Genomic DNA, 18,288 nt, shown 5'->3' with positions numbered 1-18,288 from the left:
ATTTTAATTATCAAAGAAAAATTCAATATATTTTTTTAAAGTAGAAAATCTATTCCTATGAATAAAACAACCTTTGGTCGATAAAGCTATGCCGTTTATCTTTAATATTTTGATTTCTTCAACTAGCTCGATGTAATCTTGTGTGAGAACAGACTCTAAATAACAGTCAATCAATGGGGAAATCAGTCAATGCTCAATGGCTTAAAACACACAAAAATCATTGATTTTAAAGAAGAATTATTGACTGCAAATACTGCTTTTGCTAAAAATGACTACTCAACAGCTGAATTACACTATAAAGCAGCTATTCATGAGATAAGCGCTCAAACGACTCGGCTTAACAAGCCTTTAGGGCCTAGGTTGTCTTTGCTTTACCATAAAGCATTACTCGCACTTGTAAAATGCCAAATATCCACTTTGCACGCAGCAGATGCATTAACAACAATTAAAAATTATCCCTCTCTTGAAAATGATCATACTCAATGCGAGACTTTAATATTAAAAGCAAGAGCATTTTTACAATTGGGAAAGCGAACAGAAGCTATAATGCAACTTCAACAAGCAACAGCACCGCTTGAAAAAAATGATTTTCAGCAATTAGCAGCCATAGAAGCCGCTTTCTGGTTAATACCACTTTTAATTGAAGAACACCAATTCACTCAAGCCAAAGGATTATTATCTATTATTACTAATTATCTTTCTGATCTTCCAGTAGCAAATCGCACAACAAAATATTTTCTGATTACTCAAATTGAATGTCTCTGTCACGCCAGTAATATCTATCGTGCTGAAAGCAATATTTCTTTAGCCATTCATAGTTTGCAAAAAGCCATTCATCTGTACAAACAATATAAGCAAGAATTTAGCACACTCATTGATCAAGATATAAAACTTAATATACTCTCCGCCAATGCAACCTTACTGCTTTTATTAAATAAAAAATCAGATATCACTGAAATTTTGGAAGTACATCAATCACTGGTAGAACTGATGGATGAAGAAATAACCTACGCCAGTTTAGAAGCCAAAACCAAAGCATTCAATGCATACTTAATCGGACTAAAGCTTAATTATGAGCAAGGCAACATATTAATCGCTGTCGAACAATTGAACCGCGCGCTCTCTTGGGCGCAGCAAAACATTATTCCCAAAGAACTTATTTGCAAAGTTTGTATCGTTGCAGCTAATCTTTACTTACAACCTACAAGTAAAAGAATCGACCTAGCTTTACTTTTTTTGAATATTGCTCAAAAAAATATTATTTTTTTACCAAGAGACCAACAGAAGCTTGCAACCATTGAAATATTATTGATGCGACTCATCTGCGAACAGCAACTAGATAAAACAGCAGATGCTATCACAATATTCAATCAATTAATGCTGCTAAAGGCAGAAATAGACTCTCCTTCATCCCTTTGTACTTTGCTTGAAAAATTACTACCACTTTTTGACGCAACCGATAATCTTACATTCCAAAATCAAATCGCTATCTTTAAAATTGAGCTAGAGAAAATACAACTACCTATTATTGCAACCAATATGCTTTTAGATATTTTATCTATAGAAACGTCTGCACAATCAACAAGCGCACTACCTCCAGTCATTAATCCGCCTTCTGTTCTTTTAAGCTATAACACTGAAAAAGAAGAGAACGAAGCGATAGCCGAAGATGGCAACCTAAGCTTTGTAGAAAGAACAAGAAGAGAAAGCCTAGCAAAGGCACACAGCTACCATATAAAATAGTCTGGTGCATATACTCTAAAAATTATAGTGAAATCTATCTCTGCCTTGTGATAGAGTAGTCGCTTATTTAGCTGTATGAAATTATTGAATGTCAATACATAAAAAATGTTTCAGCATCAATACCCCTCAATGTCAGGGACTAAAATAAAATGCTAGGCGACAAGCGCACATTGACAACTACGACCCAGAATCACGGAGCAATTGACCTCAAAAGCTTGCTCCTTCAAGCGAAGGATTCTTTCCGCAATCAACAATATCAGAGCGCTGCAAATGACTATCTTGTCGCGCTTGAGCGATTAACGCCCTCCTCCTTATCCCAGACAACTGAAGCAAAGAAGAAAAGAGAGTTCTATCGCCAAGTGCAAAGCTGGTTGTGTGATTGTTATTTACAACTAAATGCGCCCCTAAAAATCTTGGAGCAACTATCACCTAGTGCTGAATATACAAGTATTAATTCTTATTACTTAAGAGCACGCGCTTATGTATTACTAGATAAAATACCCGAGGCTATTGGTGAATTAATTTATTGTCACGGAAATGATGAGCAAGGCTATGATCTTAAGTGGATGGAAAGCAACTTATTACTAGCTACTTTATATATACAACAACATGATACCCAGGCAGGATACACACAATTACAATTTTGCCAAAATACACTGACAAGATGGCGCAGTAATGGCGCTATCGGCATCATTCACTATCTGAATTCTAACCTAGAAATACAGTATCATTTATGCCAGCTTCATCGAATGAATAAAAATATAGATGCAGCCATTCAAGCCTTAAAAAATGCATATCAACTCTACTTATCTGTCAGTTCTGATGAATTGGAAAATGATAATAATAATGTGCATCCCCTTCTCGTTTCTATTATTTCCCAGTTATTTTTATTATTGATGGAAAAAAGAGAGTGGAGCACCGCCTTCACACTACTCAATGATTTATCATTATTTGAAAAAACGGCCCATGCCTGTGCAACAAGCGCTCAAACAAAAGTCTTAACCATGCTCTTAGTCTATGCAAAACATAGCTATGAGTCTGGCAATCACCCTAAAGCTGCCGAAGCATTTCGTATCTCTTTGTCTTATATGGGCGCTGCATCCAGACTAGAAAACAAATCCATGATCGTTTTCAGTCTAGTATTTGCTGCAAATTTTTATCTATTACCTGAATCTCATAATACAGAATTTGCTTTGCAATATATTCAATTAGCATTTAAGCGATTAGACTCTATCTCTCCTCAAGAAGAACGAGACATTATTCATTTAGAATTATTGTTATTACAACTTGTTGCTTTGCAATACCAGGGCGATGCCGATAAAAGCATTTTATGTTTTAATGACTTGATAGCGCTCTATAGCAGAGTGAAATTAAACAGTCCTCAAAAATGCGAAGCACTTCTAAGATCGACACTTACTTTATTTGCTCAATCTAAGATTGGAGTGTTTAGCGATCAGATTAATGTGCTTGCACATGAGTTAGAGAAGTATCAATTGGAAAATCTCTCATTGGCAATATTATCTTCATTAACAACATCTTCATCAACAATACAAGATGAAGCACAAGATTACAGTGTGAGCACACTCTCTATATCTGCAGAACCTATATGTTTTAGCAAAGGTGTTGTTGTTGCAACCAAAGAAGACGCTATAAGCCCTGAGCCCAATACAAATTTATCCTTCAATAAGGACTCATTTCGCAGATAATAAACGGATATTATTTCTGATAACGAATCTTCTCCTGTACTTCAGGCTCAAAATCAGGAACAAGGTACTTATTGATTTTTCCTCTTAATATCCTAAAAAATAGCCCTTCGCTTTTTATCAAGGGGCTTTCTAAAAAAGCAAGTACAGCTTCGTCACTATGAATATTGTTCAATTCACTTGATATCGCATCAAATGCTATGTTGGCTTTAGCCCTGTTTTCTACAACACGTGGCACTTGTGCTACCATTGCATATCGCTCTTGATTATCTACACCTACAGAATTTTTTTCGCATTTATCCCAAGTTTGATCTAATAAGCCTAGCAAGCGACTCTGTAGGGGATGGATATCTGGTTCAACACAAGAATCTGTTGGCGTGAAAGAAGACAACATATAACTTCACCCTAATTTAAAACGGGATAAAAAGGCCAAACTAACATTTGAGTTCAAAGCTGTCAAATATTCTAGTTGGTAGACTTGATATTAATATCATAAACCGCTACCATGTCCACCTGTTATTTGTTAGTTAGCTTTTATGGTGTTAAAAAATGAGAGTATTATCAAATCAAGAACAAACCTTTGTATCGGGCGCTAATAGCATCAACCTGCTGATTCCTGTTGATCCCAATGCCCCTATTAATTTTTCAACAGGCTTTCAAGCAGGTGTTGATACTGTAGGAGCAACGGCAGGATTCCTTATTGGTATTCCTTGTGCTTTTGTGATCCTCCCTGCCCAAAGCATTTACTATCTTGGCTACAACATATATGAAGCGATATCTTCATACAAATAATCCTTACATATAGCGACAAATAGGGGGACTTCACTCAAATCCCCCCTTCTCTCTAGGTGAAAAATCAAGCCTCAGCAGATATACTATTCCTTTACAGTAACTACATACCTCTTAAAACTATGCATATCGTTCTCGTTCATGGCGCGTGGCACACAGCTTCATGCTGGAAACAAATATTAAAAGGCTTACAAACGCTGGGCACTGTCCACGCTATTAATATGCCAGGTCGCATTTTTGAAAACTCCTCGACTTACAAGCGACTCACACTGAACGACTATGTAACTACCCTAGAAAATTATCTCAAGTCTATTGGTGAACCTTGCATTGTTATTGGACATAGTTTAGCGGGCTTAACTATCTCTCAAGTTGCAGAAAATCAACCACATCTCATCAAGCAACTGATTTATATTGCTGCTTTTATACCACAATCCGATGAATGCTTATTTGATATTGCCGCTACTATTAGTAACCCAGGTATTTCAACAGAAGCAATATCATATCCCGCTTTAAATAAGATCGAAATTAAGCGATCTGATAGAGCAAAATCTCTGATTTATAATAGCTGCCCGCCTCTAATTGCTGAAAAAGAACTTCAATCTATGATTCCAGAACCTCTTAAAGCATTTAGCACAAAAATAAAATTTTTATCGCCTGAAGGTTTTGGCTCTGTTGCTAAAGCATATGTCAAATGCCTAGACGATAGGGTTCTCTTACCTTATGATCAAGAACGCATGATTCAACGAGGGAATGTCTCTCGTGTCTATGAATTAAAAACCGATCACTGTCCCTTTCATGGGCATCCAGAAGCATTAGTAGAGGTACTAAAACAATCTATTCAAACTATCTTATAAGGCAAGCGTTGAAGCACTGAGAGTAATGGCATCTAAAAGATGGGGCGTAAAAATCAGACACAACAACAAAATTCTCGCTCATTTTATTTATCTTCCAGCAGCGGGTTTCATACTATCGTTCTGAAAATCAATCAATGAATCCTCACTCATAGAACCATTGCTCACCCTTGTATATAAATCTTGTGCGGCAGCCGTTTCTCTTTCTGGCATAAATTGACCATGCTCAAATACTTTAAGCATAGATTTTTTCTTCTTAAGCGCTTGAGTATGCGCCTCGTTAGATTTTTCATCACTTTTGCTTGGGTCAATATTCTTAGGCATATATCACCTTTTTCATTTATTTAACTTCAAAAAAATTATAATCACCGTATAATTGGTCCCTTTTTTTCTTCTGTTTTTTTAAGATCTATCGCTAGACCAGATGTTTGCTTAACACTGGGTATTTCCACACTTTTAGTCTGATCAAATTTCAGCAGCAATGTTTGTCGATTTGATGTGGGGGATACTGGCTCTGGTTCAGATATAAAAGAAGAAGCATTTATGCTCTGACTTGGGAGTGCAACCTCAAAGCCACTTGCCTTAAACACATCCAAATAACCATTATCCATCATAGGTCTATCTTGATATAATTGAGCCATACTCCTTCCGTTGGTATCTATATTTTTTTTACCATAGAAGTATGCCGCTGCATCTTCATCGAAAATGAGTAATTTTTTAAGCGCTGTATCCCCCACCATCACGACAATAGGATCTGATCCTAATGGAACATGGGTGTCTAATATAACAAAATCAAAATTTTTGCCCGCATCTGTTAGGCTACATAAATTCTTAATCAAATCATTGCTAACAGACTGATGTGCTTGAATCACATAGTTTGAACTCACATATCGCCCCGTATCCTGTCCACGAGCAACCATGCGTTTGAGGGATTCGTCTACAGGAGCCGTAACAGCAAAGACATGCAACTGTCCATCTTGCTCCAAACCTATATTGAATTTTCTCATCAAAGGCATCACAGTATCTATCAATAAATGAGGCGCACCACCTGATTTTAATTTCTGATTATATTTTTGATTCGCAATTGATGTAATGATCATTGATTCAACATTACTGAGCTGAGCATGAATTTTTGTGTCTTGTCCAAGATGTTGTCCTTGGGTTACGATAGCTCTATGGTCGTCTGTGTTAATTTTACATACATCACGCCAAGCAACTTGATGTGTTTCTTCTGCTAATATAGCGGCCCTACCTAAAGCTACTCCTTTGCCACAAGCAGGTGCGCCCATCATCATATAAGTATGACGATCGTCTCTTGCGTGCACTGACATACGAGGATATTGTTTTTTCTTGATAATATCATTGCCAACCTCATCTACAATACTGGCTATTTTTTGACCCATTTCACGATTATACATCTTGGTAAAAAGCGCTCTAATCATAATGCTGCCCAAGTCAGCATTTTCTTTATATTGGCCATGGGATACTTTATTCTCAAGAAATCTTGTTTGAATTTTATCTAGATAGTCTAAACATTCTAAGAAAAAAGGATCTTTGATTTGCGCTCTGACACTTGCATCATAATTACCATTTGAATAATTCATTATGGTAGTGCGCGCGTCATTAAATATTAAATCTTGTAGTGCATCAAATCGATCTTTAGAAGCATTAATCTTCTCCAATACACTTGGATAAAATTCATCATAAACCATCGAATACAAATCATCTTCTGCGCGCTTTTCTATCTCACTGGCATCTGGATCTCTTTGAATCTCTGTTTCAATAAATGCGGTTGTATGAAATAATGCTAATCGCTCTGGAGGAAAGGCAACATTCTCCGCAAGATTATAATTACCAACTAGCTCACAGATTTCACCAATATATTCATGTGAAAATATACCATTGTTGATGATGGTATGAGGTGCATCAATAATAATAGCCTCTTTATCTCTAACTTTTTGTAAATATTGTTTAGCGTCTATGGGTTGAATGTTCCAGCCATCTTCCATTTTTTGTTGATGCTGTACCACAAGCTCTTCGCTGAACTTTCTTTTGATATTGATTGTTTTGCTGTAGCTTGCCGCAGCTTTAAAGGTATCGCGTGTTGTATCTGAATTAAAATCTAAATTTAAAGCTATTTGATGCTGCGCAAATAAATTTTGCACCGAAGGATCTCGCAAAACCTCAATCATTTCTCCCATACTATGATAGCCTTTTCCGCACATGTGTCCCATAAATGCTCTTATGATGCTATCAACTTCTGCTTCTAAACCTTCTTGCCCCTTATTTTCCTCTAAGAAGAAGTGTAACATCACCGACAAGCTAAATGCGGTGCCAGAAACAGAATTCACAAAAGGAATATCTGCTCTTGTTGCAGAAAAACCATCATTAACGCCTCTATCAATTCTAAATGTATCCGGTGTTTTTCCTTGCAATGCTTTATCTAATTGTTCATCCACGGGTATCGGCGCAGAAGCTTTCATAACCCCAGGGTTTAATGATAGTGGTTTTGCACGACTATTATCATCCTCTTTGATAGGCGTGTCGTCTCTATCCTTTCTTGGCACAATAGGGCTTTTTTTACGCAATGGCCCTCTATATCCATTGACGATAGGATTATCATCTCCAAAACCACGCACCACATTCACAACTTTAACAGCATCTTGCAATGTCATTACATCTGCTGTGGGTAATTGACTCGCGAATGCACCATCCGTGTCTAATCTTCTTATGGTTTGCAAAAAATGATTCAAGGCTTCAAAATCTCTTTCATTCAAACCACCCAATAATGCCTTTGAAAATCGTGCCTCAAAATAGCGTCTACTTTGATTTTCTTCTGGAATATCTCTTACTTGCAGCATTTTTTGTATAACAAGCATTGCAATGCGTTGATCTTCAATATTATTGGCGCATAAATTATTTATTATCTGCTTTGCAGTAGAATAATCATTCTGAATATAAGCATTTCTGACATCTACCAACTCTACTTTTAATTCAGCTTCTAACAACTGAATACTCATTAGAATCAAATCAGAAGAATCTAAATTGGGAGAATTTAGCGCTTCTATATACTGTGATTTAATTTTATTTCCTAGCATGATGCATCTCACTCAAAATGTGTATACACACAAGAAGCTGGCTCAAAAACGCTCCAAAACAAAGCTACTATTTTTGAGATAGCTTCCTTCTAGTTAATTGACTCAACTCTTTAGAGTATTAGCATTAAAATTTCAAAAAAAAAAGTGCCTTCATAAGTATCGGAGGAATATTTATAAATAGCTTAAGAGCTATAACGATCTATACCCCATCAAGTCATAATTGTTTTATCATGTGGATACACGAATAATGTTGTATGGATGCTGTTGACTTATCTACTCAAAAATCTCAGAATAGCAAAGTCAAAAAGTTTACTAACTCTTAAATAATGTATAAGTGTTCTAAAATGTTAAAAGCGCCTGCCCCAAAATCTAAAAAAACATCTATGCTTGAAGTCTTCGCAGATGGTAATTTCTTACCCAGTAACGAATCACAAAGCATGCTGTTACTCTTTCAGCGAGTCAGTGCGGGAGTTTTAAGTGAAGATCATGCACCAGTTGAGAGCACTGAGGAAAATTTAAGCTTGGTCAAGACAGCATCGCCCCCCACTTTGACTAAAAAGAAGATCTGAAGATCTAGCACGCTACATTCCTAACAAACGTTTGACCTTCTCGGCATCTTCAGATTGCACCTCAAATTCAATATAAGATTGGTATTGCTCCTCCAATATTCTTTGAGTCTCAACTCTTGGATGCACCGCTTCTGTCAAAGATCTTAATTCAGATGAATTTGCCTCTGTGACGGGAATATTAAACAAACTGCTAGACATTCCCATGTAGACGGCATGATCTGCACAGGTATTACCACGCTGTTGTGGTACCTCTTCGTAAAAATAGTTTGTATTTTCAAAAAGTGTTTTAAATGTTGCCAAAGAACTTCCTACTAATATATGACAACCACTATGATTTATAGAATCATGATGCACCAACTCAATCTCTGCAAATGATAATGCAGGTGCGCTAGGCTCAGAAAGCATAGTCATCATTATATTTTTAGCATTATTAATATCTAAATAGTTATTGATGATGCCATCACGTTGGTAGGCAAACAAATGAGAATACCTTCTTTTTGCTTCTTGAAAAAAGCTTTGTGTTGCTTCATTCGTTTTTAAAGAGGCATTTAACACAGTCCAATGTGCATTGCTATGATTTATCATCATCATAGTTCTAAACTCAAGGGGCAGCATGGCTTGATTTGTTACAACACAAAAAGCCAGCATATTCATAAGCCAATCATTTAAGCTCTCACTCACAGTTTGTTTATCTGGAAATGAGGCATCGACAGCAACATATGTAACAGCTTGGAAAATACCATCGTTTTCTAATTTTAAGATAGGTCTACGATTAAACACACCTAAACAACTCTCTGCACCATGCTCATCAGTATATACTTTTTCATATATTTTAATAAGAGCTGTTACCTCAATATTATCTTTAAAATCAAAAATATTGGGCTTCTTCATTGCATCAAGATCAAAAGATAATCCTGTGTTTTTCGAGCTACTAAGTTTATTCAGTACAGAAGAAACAGGCGCTTCAGGTTTATGTGCATTACCCTTCCGTCTACCATAGATAGACTCATAGGAAAGTGCAAAGCTTAATGTTTTATCGTTTTTTATATTATTATAAAGGTAATATCCTATGCCTACAGCAGATAATACATTTTTAGCAACAGCCCAAGGATTTTCATAAGACCAATCAATAATAGAATCTGTAGCATCAAATAAACGGCTTGGTAAATAATCATTTAATTTATGCGTTCCCTCTGTATACTGACAGAGAAAATCACTGATATGCTCACAAACAGGCTCCATAACTGGATCCAAAACACCTATTTTTTCTGCACATGTTCGTATGAATTCTTTCATATCAATAACCAAATATATCTTTTTTTATCAATCCGATAATATAGAGTATTAAGCAAAAAAATATATGAATATCCGACCAAAATAAGCATTCAGGGGACAGTAGGTATTAGTCTTCGCACATGAGCCATCGGAGGGCATCACCTTTTCGTAATCCTCATTTACGCCGATGTGACTATAATATATCTTATACTTTTTATAAAACAACGGGTAAGATTCATCTGTGAAGGATATATAAAATCTATATTTATTTGCAGATAGGGGTTGCTATGAACACAGTGAATGCAAGACATCTTTCAGAAATTATTAATAAAATCATACAGCCAGCCAAAGGTATATTAGCCGCTGATGAAAGTTTGGCAACCATTACCAAGCGATTTGAAAGTATTCGCCTTGAACCAACAGAAGAAAATAGACGTGCTTACCGTGAGTTATTATTTACAACCCCAGGTTTATCACAATATATCTCAGGCATCATTTTATTTGAAGAAAGCCTGCAACAAAAAACAACTTCAGGGCTATCTTTTGTTCAATGCTTGGAACAACAAGATATTGTGCCAGGCATAAAAGTTGACAAAGGTCTGATTCCGTTGGTGAATGTTGAAAATGACAAAATTACACAGGGATTAGATGGATTAACAGATAGAGTAGCTGCCTATAAATCTCAAGGTGCAAAATTCGCAAAATGGCGGGCTGTCTTTCAAGTATCACCCAAGCCCTCTTCTCTGGCAATCAAAACCAATGCCAATAGCTTGGGTATGTATGCCGCAATATGTCAGCACCATGCAATTGTGCCTATTGTTGAACCCGAAATCCTCATCGATGGTTCTCACACACTTGCAGAATGTGCAGCCATTACAGAAGAAGTATTAAGAAGTGTATTTAAAGCCCTTGCAAAACATAATGTTCTTTTAGAATATATTGTTTTAAAGCCCAGCATGGTATTGCCAGGCAAAACCGCTGTCACACAAAATTCTATCTCTGAAATTGCCCAAGCAACGATAGGCGTATTTAGAAGAACTGTGCCTGCGGCTGTGCCAAGCATTAATTTCTTATCTGGAGGGCAATCACCTGAGCAAGCCACAGCTATACTGAATGCCATCCATCAACTTAGCAATCAGCCTTGGAACTTGAGCTTTTCCTATGGGCGAGCCTTGCAAGATCCCTGTCTAAAGATCTGGGAGGGCAAAACTGAAAACAATCTTAAAGCACAACAGGCTTTATTAAAGCGAGCACGCTTAAACAGCGCGGCTATGCTGGGGAGCTATGACTCAAGCCAAGAAGTTTAAAAGCTAAGTAATTAGCTTTAACTTAAGCTGAAGAGCGTGATACTAAGTCCCATTACCAGCATACCCGCCAGCGTTGCCATCGTAACAACACTGGTTTTTGCCATTCCTCGTGCTAATGGAATAATTTGAATCATTGAAATATAAATCATAATAGTAGCAATACTACAGAGAATAACACCTAATACTGCCTCGCTCATAAATTGGTTTAAAAAAAACAATCCTATCAATGCGCCTATAGGCTCCGCCATTCCAGATAGAAAAGCATAAAATATGGCTTTTTTATAGCTACCCGTCAGCTTATAAACAGGTATGGCAATGGCAAGACCTTCTGGAATATTATGCATTGCAATTGCAAATGCACTGACAAGCCCTAGCTTAAAATCAGCCAATGTAGAGGCAAGTGTTGCCATCCCTTCAGGGAAATTATGCAATGTCAAGGAGACAACAATAAAAAGGCTGGACTTATAAAGTAAAGCTTCCTCAGATAAACATTTTTTGTGCCCTTTCTCTAAGAAGAAAATAACAATGAGTGTAAGTATAAGACAATGTAAAATTAATAATGCATTGAGATTGGGAAAAGAGCTTGATAAGAGTAATTGTCCTTCAGGCAAAAGCTCCATAAATGAAACATAGAGCATGACACCAGCTGTCAATGCTAAAGCTGCTCCCATTTTTACAGATGACTCTCTACCAATATAAATGCATAGTATGCCACCAATTGTTGTGGCTAATCCCGCTAAAAAACTAAGACCTAGGGCAGGCAATGCATTATCGACCATGATATCTCCTATAGATGCTCACTCTTTATAGTCTTTGCACATGAACTCTACAATTCATGTGCTTTGACTATATTGCCTTTGCACATGATTTTTATACCGAAGAAAGCATGCTTTTTAACATCCAAATTACTTTTTCGTGGTATACAACACGCTGTGTAAGCAGATCAACGGTTGCATCATCATGAATTTTACCAGCTACTTCTATAGCTTTTTTACAAGACTCATTGATAGTACGATGACTCTCAATAAGATCATTAATCATTTCATTCGCACTTAAGCGTTTTTCAGTTTCTTCTAACTGCGTATGCATTAAAATTGATTTAATCGTGGCAGGTGCTATTTCATTTAATTGACGAATTCTTTCTGCAATCTCATCTAAAGATTCTGCTAATGCCTTGTATTGCTCTTCAAATAATTTGTGTAAGCTATAAAAGGAATTTCCAGTGACATGCCAATGATAATTTAATGTTTTAAGATACAGCACGAAAGTATCTGCCAAAACTGCTTTTAAAATTTTAGCTACTTTAGCATTTTGCTTTTCAATTGGGTGTACATTCATATGAGCCTCTCATTATTTATAACAAGCCTTAAATTTAGAATAGTTATAATTTAATAATTATTCAAGATATATAATTGTTATAATTTTAAATTTATTCTATAATATAGGTATAAGGTGTTTTAATATGTATGTATATCAATTACTTACTTTAAGGTTATCTTAAACCATGTATGAAATAGAATCTAAATTGATTGAGAAATCTGGTTTAACAGCTACAAATCAGCGTATTATGATTTTACATTTCATATATGAAATTGCCGATCATCCTACAGCAGATGATATTATTGACTGGACGCAAAAACACTGTCCTAAGATTAGCGTTGCCACCATCTATAACACACTGAATGTCTTTGTTGAAAAAGGTATGATTCATGCAATGAGTCCTCCTGGATCAAAAACAATTTACTACGATAAAAACACACATCACCATTATCACCTTGTAGATACAAAAACAGGAAAATTTCAAGATATCGATGCTAAATCCATTCAGTTTTCACATCAGATTGAAGATTATGCTGTTGAAAAGGTAGACGTTTTTATCTATGCTCACAAAAAACGATAGCTCAATTATTTTCTATTTGTTTTGTCAAGGCCAAGAATACTACCATAATAATCTTCTGCACCATGGTGCATAAGACTTATGCTCAGATCGGCATAAATTTTTCCGCCTAAATCATTCCATCTCTTGCAAAAGCTGAAATCCTCGGACAAATATCTGCCTTCTTGTAATCTTAATTCAAACAAACAGTAAAAGTGATTTAGAGCCTCTATAGATAATAACTCATGATTCGATTGCCTAATCTTTAATTCAGGGTAATGTTGGCATAATTTCTCTAAAGCTTGTCTTTGTATCAGCATGAATGCCGTACCAATATGTTCAACCTCAAGCACACCATCTTTAATCTCTCTTGAGGCACCGAAATTAACAGCATACTCAACAAGGCAAGCACGAATTCTATTTCTATATTCTTCAATCGGCAAACTATCATCCAATAAAATCTGCTTGACATGTTCGTTACGCAATTTGTCCCATATATATTTTTTCTTGGCAATAGCTGCCCCAATAATAGGCTTATTATGAGAGATCAATCTCATGATATCTTCGGGCAACCATCCTATATCTGCATCAATAAATAATAAATGCGTAATGGTTTTATCACTTAATGCCATTGCAGAAAAATAATTTCTAGCACGCGGTACAAGACTATCGTACAAAATAAATTTATGCGCGATTTTAATGTTTTTTTTATTTTGAAAATAAGCAAAAGTTTTCACAAGAGAGAGTGTATAGTCAGCGTGACACATGCCTTGATAACAAGGTGTTGCGATTAGAATCTTAATGGGTTTATCATCGTCTGTCATTTTATGCCATCTCTCTATAAAACCGTATTTCACTTCTATACAGTATAGGATAATGAATGACAATCTATAAAAACACCTGATAAACATGCGCTGCACTTATGCACAGTGACGATGAGGATACCTATAAATATCCGAAAAAACACACTCAATAGCTTCTAAAAATTTTTCCTTTGCATATTTTTTAAAGATGATGATTCATTGCTTGCCTCTAATCGTAAATCCCCAAAATCTTCCTCTATAGCAAGTGCTGGCGCTCTTGAATTGCTTGACTCTGTTTCATCACTAAATAGCAAAACAGGCCTTTCAATCATAACTGCATCTACGTTGATCGCTTCACAGCGTTCTTTTAATGCTTGATTCACAAAGTGATAAATCTCTTGAGAAAAAGCAATATATGGGATAGTTGCTAAACAGCTTATCATCGCTTCTGCATCTTCATGAATAACGCCCTGATAAGATAAATTTCTCAAGGCCGAAAATCGTAACTCACCATAATATTTTTTTGTCGCATTAATAAAATCATCTACCTCTTGAGACTCTAATGACAATATTGATGATAGCCCATTTAATACTGATCCATCAGTATCTATGATCAATTTATCTAAAAGTTCATTAAGCTGCACTAATTCTGTATGACTCAAGCCTTTAACTTAGGCAACAATCCTTTAGCTTCATGCGTGATTAACTGTTCCTTAAAACGCTCTGCTAAATAATTAACCCCTATGGGTCTTGTATCTGAATTATCTGCAACGTCAAGACCTTTCATTGATGTTACCAAGCGCTTCGATACACCCATGCTACAGCTTGGTTTATCCAAATCGCCATCATCGATTTCTTCTTTAGTATCATAATTATGCGCTCGGTCTAATAAGGCTAAGGTTAATACAAAGCTTTCTCTTAAGTTGCTAAAAATCCCCGCTACACTTGCTGGTTTTGCTTTACTGACATCGCCATCATCCATCAAAACAGTGTTATTTTCTATCAACTCCCTATTATCTTTATCTAGCAACTCAATTTTTTCATCATTTAAAGTATGCCAAATCAGCGCTAATAGATGCCAATTTTCATCCTTAATTGAAGATTGTCTTCCTTTCTCTGTTACTTCTACAAATCTTGCTTTAGGCGACATCCAATGATTAGGGCGTGCAAGATAACGCCATGCTTGATGATCTGCATCTAAGAGTTGACGCGTTAATTCATCTCCTTCACTACGCTCCAAACTTAAGCCTTTGCTTGCAAGACGCGCTTCAAGATAAGTGTTTAGAGAGTTTAGCTCTTCATTAATATTCAAATCAGGATAAAGCTTTTTGAGTGTATATACGATGCCTTGCTCTTGCAGGTTTAGATCACGTATTGAGCTTTCTTTGTCTTGCGCGATTGTGAGAAGATTTTTGTCTACATTATCCTCTGCCAATACGGCTGCTCGGACTGCGGGAAAATCTAAAAGACGATGCCACACATCTATATGCCCTCGAGCATAAGCCACACGAAAAGCGTAGTTGTCGTTAGCAACAATATTCTCTACCACCACTGAAAACGCTAGCAGAAGATTCACTATATCAAGACGGCCATTTTGAGCGGCACAATGGAATGCTTCATTGTTTTCAGCTGCAATGTTGTTTAGCACATCTGGAAATTCTAAAAAAAGCTTAATTATCTCAAGATGGCCATTTTTAGCAGCCCAACGGAATGCTTCGTTATTGTTGGCTGCAATGTTATTTGCCACATCTGGAAATGTTAAAAGAAGCTTAATTATCTCAAGATGGCCATTTTGAGCAGCCCAACGGAATGCTTCGTTGTTTTCAGCTGCAATGTTGTTTACCACATCTGGAAATGTCAAAAGAAGCTTAACCATATCAAGATGGCCATTTTTAGCAGCCCAACGAAATGCTTGGTTATTATTGGCTGTAATGTTGTTTTCCACCTTTAGAAAGATTAAAAGCAAATTAGCTATGTCAAGACGGCCATTTCTAGATGCCCAACAAAAAGCTTCATTGTTTTCAGCTGCAATGTTGTTTGCCACATCTGGAAATGCTAAAAGAAGCTTAATTATCTCAAGATGGCCATTTTGAGCAGCCCAACGAAATGCTTGGTTATTATTGGCTGCAATGTTGTTTGTCACCTTTGGAAAGGTTAAAAGCAAATTAGCTATGTCAAGACGGCCATTTCTAGATGCCCAACAAAAAGCTTCATTGTTTTCAGCTACGATGTTATTTGCCACTTTTGGAATTTCTAGGAGGCGACTCACTATACGAAAAGAGCCATTCCGAACTGCTAAACGGAAAACTTCGTTATTATTAGCTGTAATTTCATCAAGAGCCAAAAAATGATCTACGATTGCGTCCCAGCCGTTTGAAGTCGCCTGATAAAGAGCATCATACAATGCAGCAGTATTTTGTCTTACTATCGGAAGCGCCAAAAAATAATTTATGCTCTTAAGACCCCCTCTAAAAGCGGCTCTGCTAAGCGCTTTATGCAGAGCAACTGCATCACCTTGAATGACAGGGAAGCTCAAAAGAAAACTTACAACCTCACAACAACCATAACCAGTCGCACACACAAGAATCTCGCCATAACGAACGCCAATTATATTATTTTGCACAAAAAAATATAATAAATAATTTACAACCTTAAAATAATGATTAACAGCCGGACGAAGAATACTATTGATATCTCTTAAATCTATATTATTCTGAACTAATGGATACTCTAAAAGGCGCATCACCACACTAAGATGCCCATTGTGATATGCGCTATAAAAAGCTTTGTTATCATTAATTGCAATCCTATCTTGCACGTCATCAAAAACTAACAGTCGATCCACTATAGCAAGACGACCATTTTCAGCTGCACAACGAAGAACATCATTGTGCCAAAAGGTAATATTTTTGTGTATTTCTGGAAATTCTAATAGACGATTCAACACGTCAAGACGGTCATCTTTAATTACTCTTATATAAGATCCTTTAAAGTACTCAAGGATATCCTCTCTTACTTCTTTGTCTTCCAGAAGAAAGTTTAGCGCATCAAGATCGCCATCCCTAATAGCAGTACAAAAACGCTCTTTTTTTACACTTGGCAAATTCAAACTCTTTATAAAAGACAATAAAAAATGCATGTATAACAGATTAATATTATTTTTCTTATAGTAATAATTACTATTGACATTGCTATAGAGATAAAAGTAGTAGATAGTTAAATAAACATTAACGCTGTGCTTGATAGGAAATGGTTTATTAGAAAGATAGGCAGCAAAGCCATTAAGTAAGTAAATTGTGACTCATAAAATTTAATTGATTGACAAATGTAACTTAAAGATTCAATAGTTCTAAAATCTTATTTTTGGCGTAGTTAAAGACTGTGGAGCATCACTTGCATCTAACCATAAATGCTCAAAATCTTCTATCACAGAAGGGTGCGGTGCACCAGAGTCACTTGACTTTGTTTGGCTAAACCTCAAAGTGTTATCCTGAACCATGAGTGCATCTATTTCTATTTTTTGTCTTTTTCTTGGATTCTCTTGATCTAAATCATCATGCTGTTCTTCTCTTGTTCTTTTCTTAGATGCGCTATGCTCTATTTCTATTTTGAGACAATGCCTACTTTTTTTAGAAGATGGTGCTATTTGCTCTAAATCATTAAGGGATTCTTCTCTTCTTCTTTTCTTAGATACTCCAAAAACACATACATCACTTGGTTCCGCAATTTTACAGAGCATTAATTTTTCTTTTTCTCGTGCGATCGCAAGAACGCTCTCATCTATGTTAGCCTCTGACTGAAGTAGCTCTAGCCGTACCGCTCTAAAATCTAAGAGCCGATTAACGACGTCATTATTACCATTATAATATGCACAATAAAAAACTTGATTGTAATTAGCTGCAATATTATCTTGCACCATTCTAAGTTCTAAAAGACGGTTGAGTACAACAAGATTTTTATTCTTACTCAATGCAAAAAGCATTCTAGACACGGCTATATCATTAGAAGCAATATTATCTTTGACAATATCGGACTCTAAAAATCGATTAACGACTGCAAAATTGCCATCTTTAATTGCGGTATAGAAATCCACTATATTTTCTTGAATACTTATACCCTGCAACATTAAAAACCCTTAAAAAAACAAAGAATTCATCAAAAAATCATCTTTAATAAGCCTTGTATTTTATAGTAATGCTAATCAATTTGCTATGTAGTACCACCCACTCCAATAAATAATGGTGAGATTAGTGTATTTACTTGAGTAATTAATC

Annotated in this window: 17 protein-coding genes; 7 read left to right on the top strand and 10 right to left on the bottom strand. The window is 36.1% G+C overall.

Going from position 1 to position 18,288, the window contains the following annotated elements:
• Positions 1-189 precede the first annotated feature (189 nt).
• Both CC99x_RS06040 and CC99x_RS06035 read left to right on the top strand, forming a co-directional pair.
• Positions 190-1,743 (top strand): hypothetical protein, encoded by a 1,554-nt coding sequence (locus tag CC99x_RS06040; protein ID WP_057622676.1) that lies wholly within the window; start codon positions 190-192, stop codon positions 1,741-1,743.
• Positions 1,744-1,892: 149 nt separating this feature from the next.
• Complete coding sequence (locus CC99x_RS06035) at positions 1,893-3,449, top strand: hypothetical protein (RefSeq protein WP_057622678.1); 1,557 nt, start codon at positions 1,893-1,895, stop codon at positions 3,447-3,449.
• A gap of 10 nt (positions 3,450-3,459) precedes the next feature.
• Here the strand turns inward: CC99x_RS06035 and CC99x_RS06030 are convergent, their stop codons facing one another.
• Positions 3,460-3,840, bottom strand: coding sequence for a hypothetical protein (locus CC99x_RS06030; protein ID WP_057622680.1), 381 nt, complete (start codon positions 3,838-3,840; stop codon positions 3,460-3,462).
• Between the two features lie 155 nt (positions 3,841-3,995).
• On the opposite strand from CC99x_RS06030, the gene CC99x_RS06025 reads away from it, so the two are divergent.
• Positions 3,996-4,238 carry a hypothetical protein gene (locus CC99x_RS06025; RefSeq protein WP_057622682.1) on the top strand — a complete coding sequence of 81 codons (243 nt, stop codon included), beginning with the start codon at positions 3,996-3,998 and terminating at the stop codon, positions 4,236-4,238.
• A gap of 119 nt (positions 4,239-4,357) precedes the next feature.
• Positions 4,358-5,089: an alpha/beta fold hydrolase gene (locus tag CC99x_RS06020; RefSeq protein WP_141651860.1), complete on the top strand. Its 732-nt coding sequence runs from the start codon at positions 4,358-4,360 to the stop codon at positions 5,087-5,089.
• Positions 5,090-5,176: 87 nt separating this feature from the next.
• On the opposite strand, the gene CC99x_RS06015 is transcribed toward CC99x_RS06020, so the two are convergent.
• Together CC99x_RS06015 and CC99x_RS06010 are read right to left on the bottom strand one after the other, a co-directional pair.
• Positions 5,177-5,410, bottom strand: coding sequence for a hypothetical protein (locus tag CC99x_RS06015; protein WP_057622686.1), 234 nt, complete (start codon positions 5,408-5,410; stop codon positions 5,177-5,179).
• Between the two features lie 41 nt (positions 5,411-5,451).
• On the bottom strand, positions 5,452-8,184 hold the full coding sequence (locus tag CC99x_RS06010; RefSeq protein WP_057622687.1) for a hypothetical protein: 2,733 nt from the start codon (positions 8,182-8,184) through the stop codon (positions 5,452-5,454).
• 344 nt (positions 8,185-8,528) lie between these two features.
• Here CC99x_RS06010 and CC99x_RS06005 point away from each other — a divergent pair, with 344 nt between their 5' ends.
• On the top strand, positions 8,529-8,753 hold the full coding sequence (locus CC99x_RS06005; protein WP_057622689.1) for a hypothetical protein: 225 nt from the start codon (positions 8,529-8,531) through the stop codon (positions 8,751-8,753).
• A gap of 12 nt (positions 8,754-8,765) precedes the next feature.
• Here the strand turns inward: CC99x_RS06005 and CC99x_RS06000 are convergent, their stop codons facing one another.
• Positions 8,766-10,049: a hypothetical protein gene (locus CC99x_RS06000; RefSeq protein ID WP_057622691.1), complete on the bottom strand. Its 1,284-nt coding sequence runs from the start codon at positions 10,047-10,049 to the stop codon at positions 8,766-8,768.
• A gap of 266 nt (positions 10,050-10,315) precedes the next feature.
• Here CC99x_RS06000 and CC99x_RS05995 point away from each other — a divergent pair, with 266 nt between their 5' ends.
• Positions 10,316-11,335: a class I fructose-bisphosphate aldolase gene (locus tag CC99x_RS05995; protein WP_057622693.1), complete on the top strand. Its 1,020-nt coding sequence runs from the start codon at positions 10,316-10,318 to the stop codon at positions 11,333-11,335.
• Positions 11,336-11,352: 17 nt separating this feature from the next.
• Here CC99x_RS05995 and CC99x_RS05990 read toward each other — a convergent pair whose 3' ends face one another.
• The gene (locus tag CC99x_RS05990; RefSeq protein ID WP_057622694.1) at positions 11,353-12,114 is read right to left on the bottom strand and encodes a ZIP family metal transporter; all 762 of its coding nucleotides are present in this window, start codon (positions 12,112-12,114) and stop codon (positions 11,353-11,355) included.
• Positions 12,115-12,205: 91 nt separating this feature from the next.
• A complete protein-coding gene (locus CC99x_RS05985) occupies positions 12,206-12,673 on the bottom strand; it encodes a Dps family protein (RefSeq protein WP_057622695.1) in 468 nt (155 codons plus the stop codon).
• Between the two features lie 166 nt (positions 12,674-12,839).
• On the opposite strand from CC99x_RS05985, the gene CC99x_RS05980 reads away from it, so the two are divergent.
• Positions 12,840-13,235, top strand: a complete 396-nt coding sequence (locus CC99x_RS05980) for a Fur family transcriptional regulator (RefSeq protein WP_057622697.1) — start codon at positions 12,840-12,842, stop codon at positions 13,233-13,235.
• A 5-nt stretch (positions 13,236-13,240) separates the two neighbouring features.
• On the opposite strand, the gene CC99x_RS05975 is transcribed toward CC99x_RS05980, so the two are convergent.
• From CC99x_RS05975 to CC99x_RS05960, 4 genes are all read right to left on the bottom strand, one after another.
• The gene (locus CC99x_RS05975) at positions 13,241-14,035 is read right to left on the bottom strand and encodes a hypothetical protein (protein ID WP_057622699.1); all 795 of its coding nucleotides are present in this window, start codon (positions 14,033-14,035) and stop codon (positions 13,241-13,243) included.
• A gap of 155 nt (positions 14,036-14,190) precedes the next feature.
• Entirely contained in the window at positions 14,191-14,676 is a 486-nt protein-coding gene (locus CC99x_RS05970) for a hypothetical protein (protein ID WP_057622701.1), read from the bottom strand.
• A complete protein-coding gene (locus CC99x_RS05965; protein ID WP_158003179.1) occupies positions 14,673-17,117 on the bottom strand; it encodes an ankyrin repeat domain-containing protein in 2,445 nt (814 codons plus the stop codon). The genes CC99x_RS05970 and CC99x_RS05965 overlap by 4 nt, the downstream gene beginning before the upstream one ends.
• Before the next feature lie 246 nt (positions 17,118-17,363).
• On the bottom strand, positions 17,364-18,140 hold the full coding sequence (locus tag CC99x_RS05960) for a hypothetical protein (protein ID WP_057622705.1): 777 nt from the start codon (positions 18,138-18,140) through the stop codon (positions 17,364-17,366).
• Between the last annotated feature and the right edge of the window lie 148 nt (positions 18,141-18,288).

Source organism: Candidatus Berkiella cookevillensis (genome assembly GCF_001431315.2).
Taxonomy (GTDB): Bacteria; Pseudomonadota; Gammaproteobacteria; order Berkiellales; family Berkiellaceae; genus Berkiella_A; species Berkiella_A cookevillensis.
The sequence above is the reverse complement of the archived record's forward strand: the minus strand, read 5'-3'. Positions and strand labels throughout refer to the sequence as shown.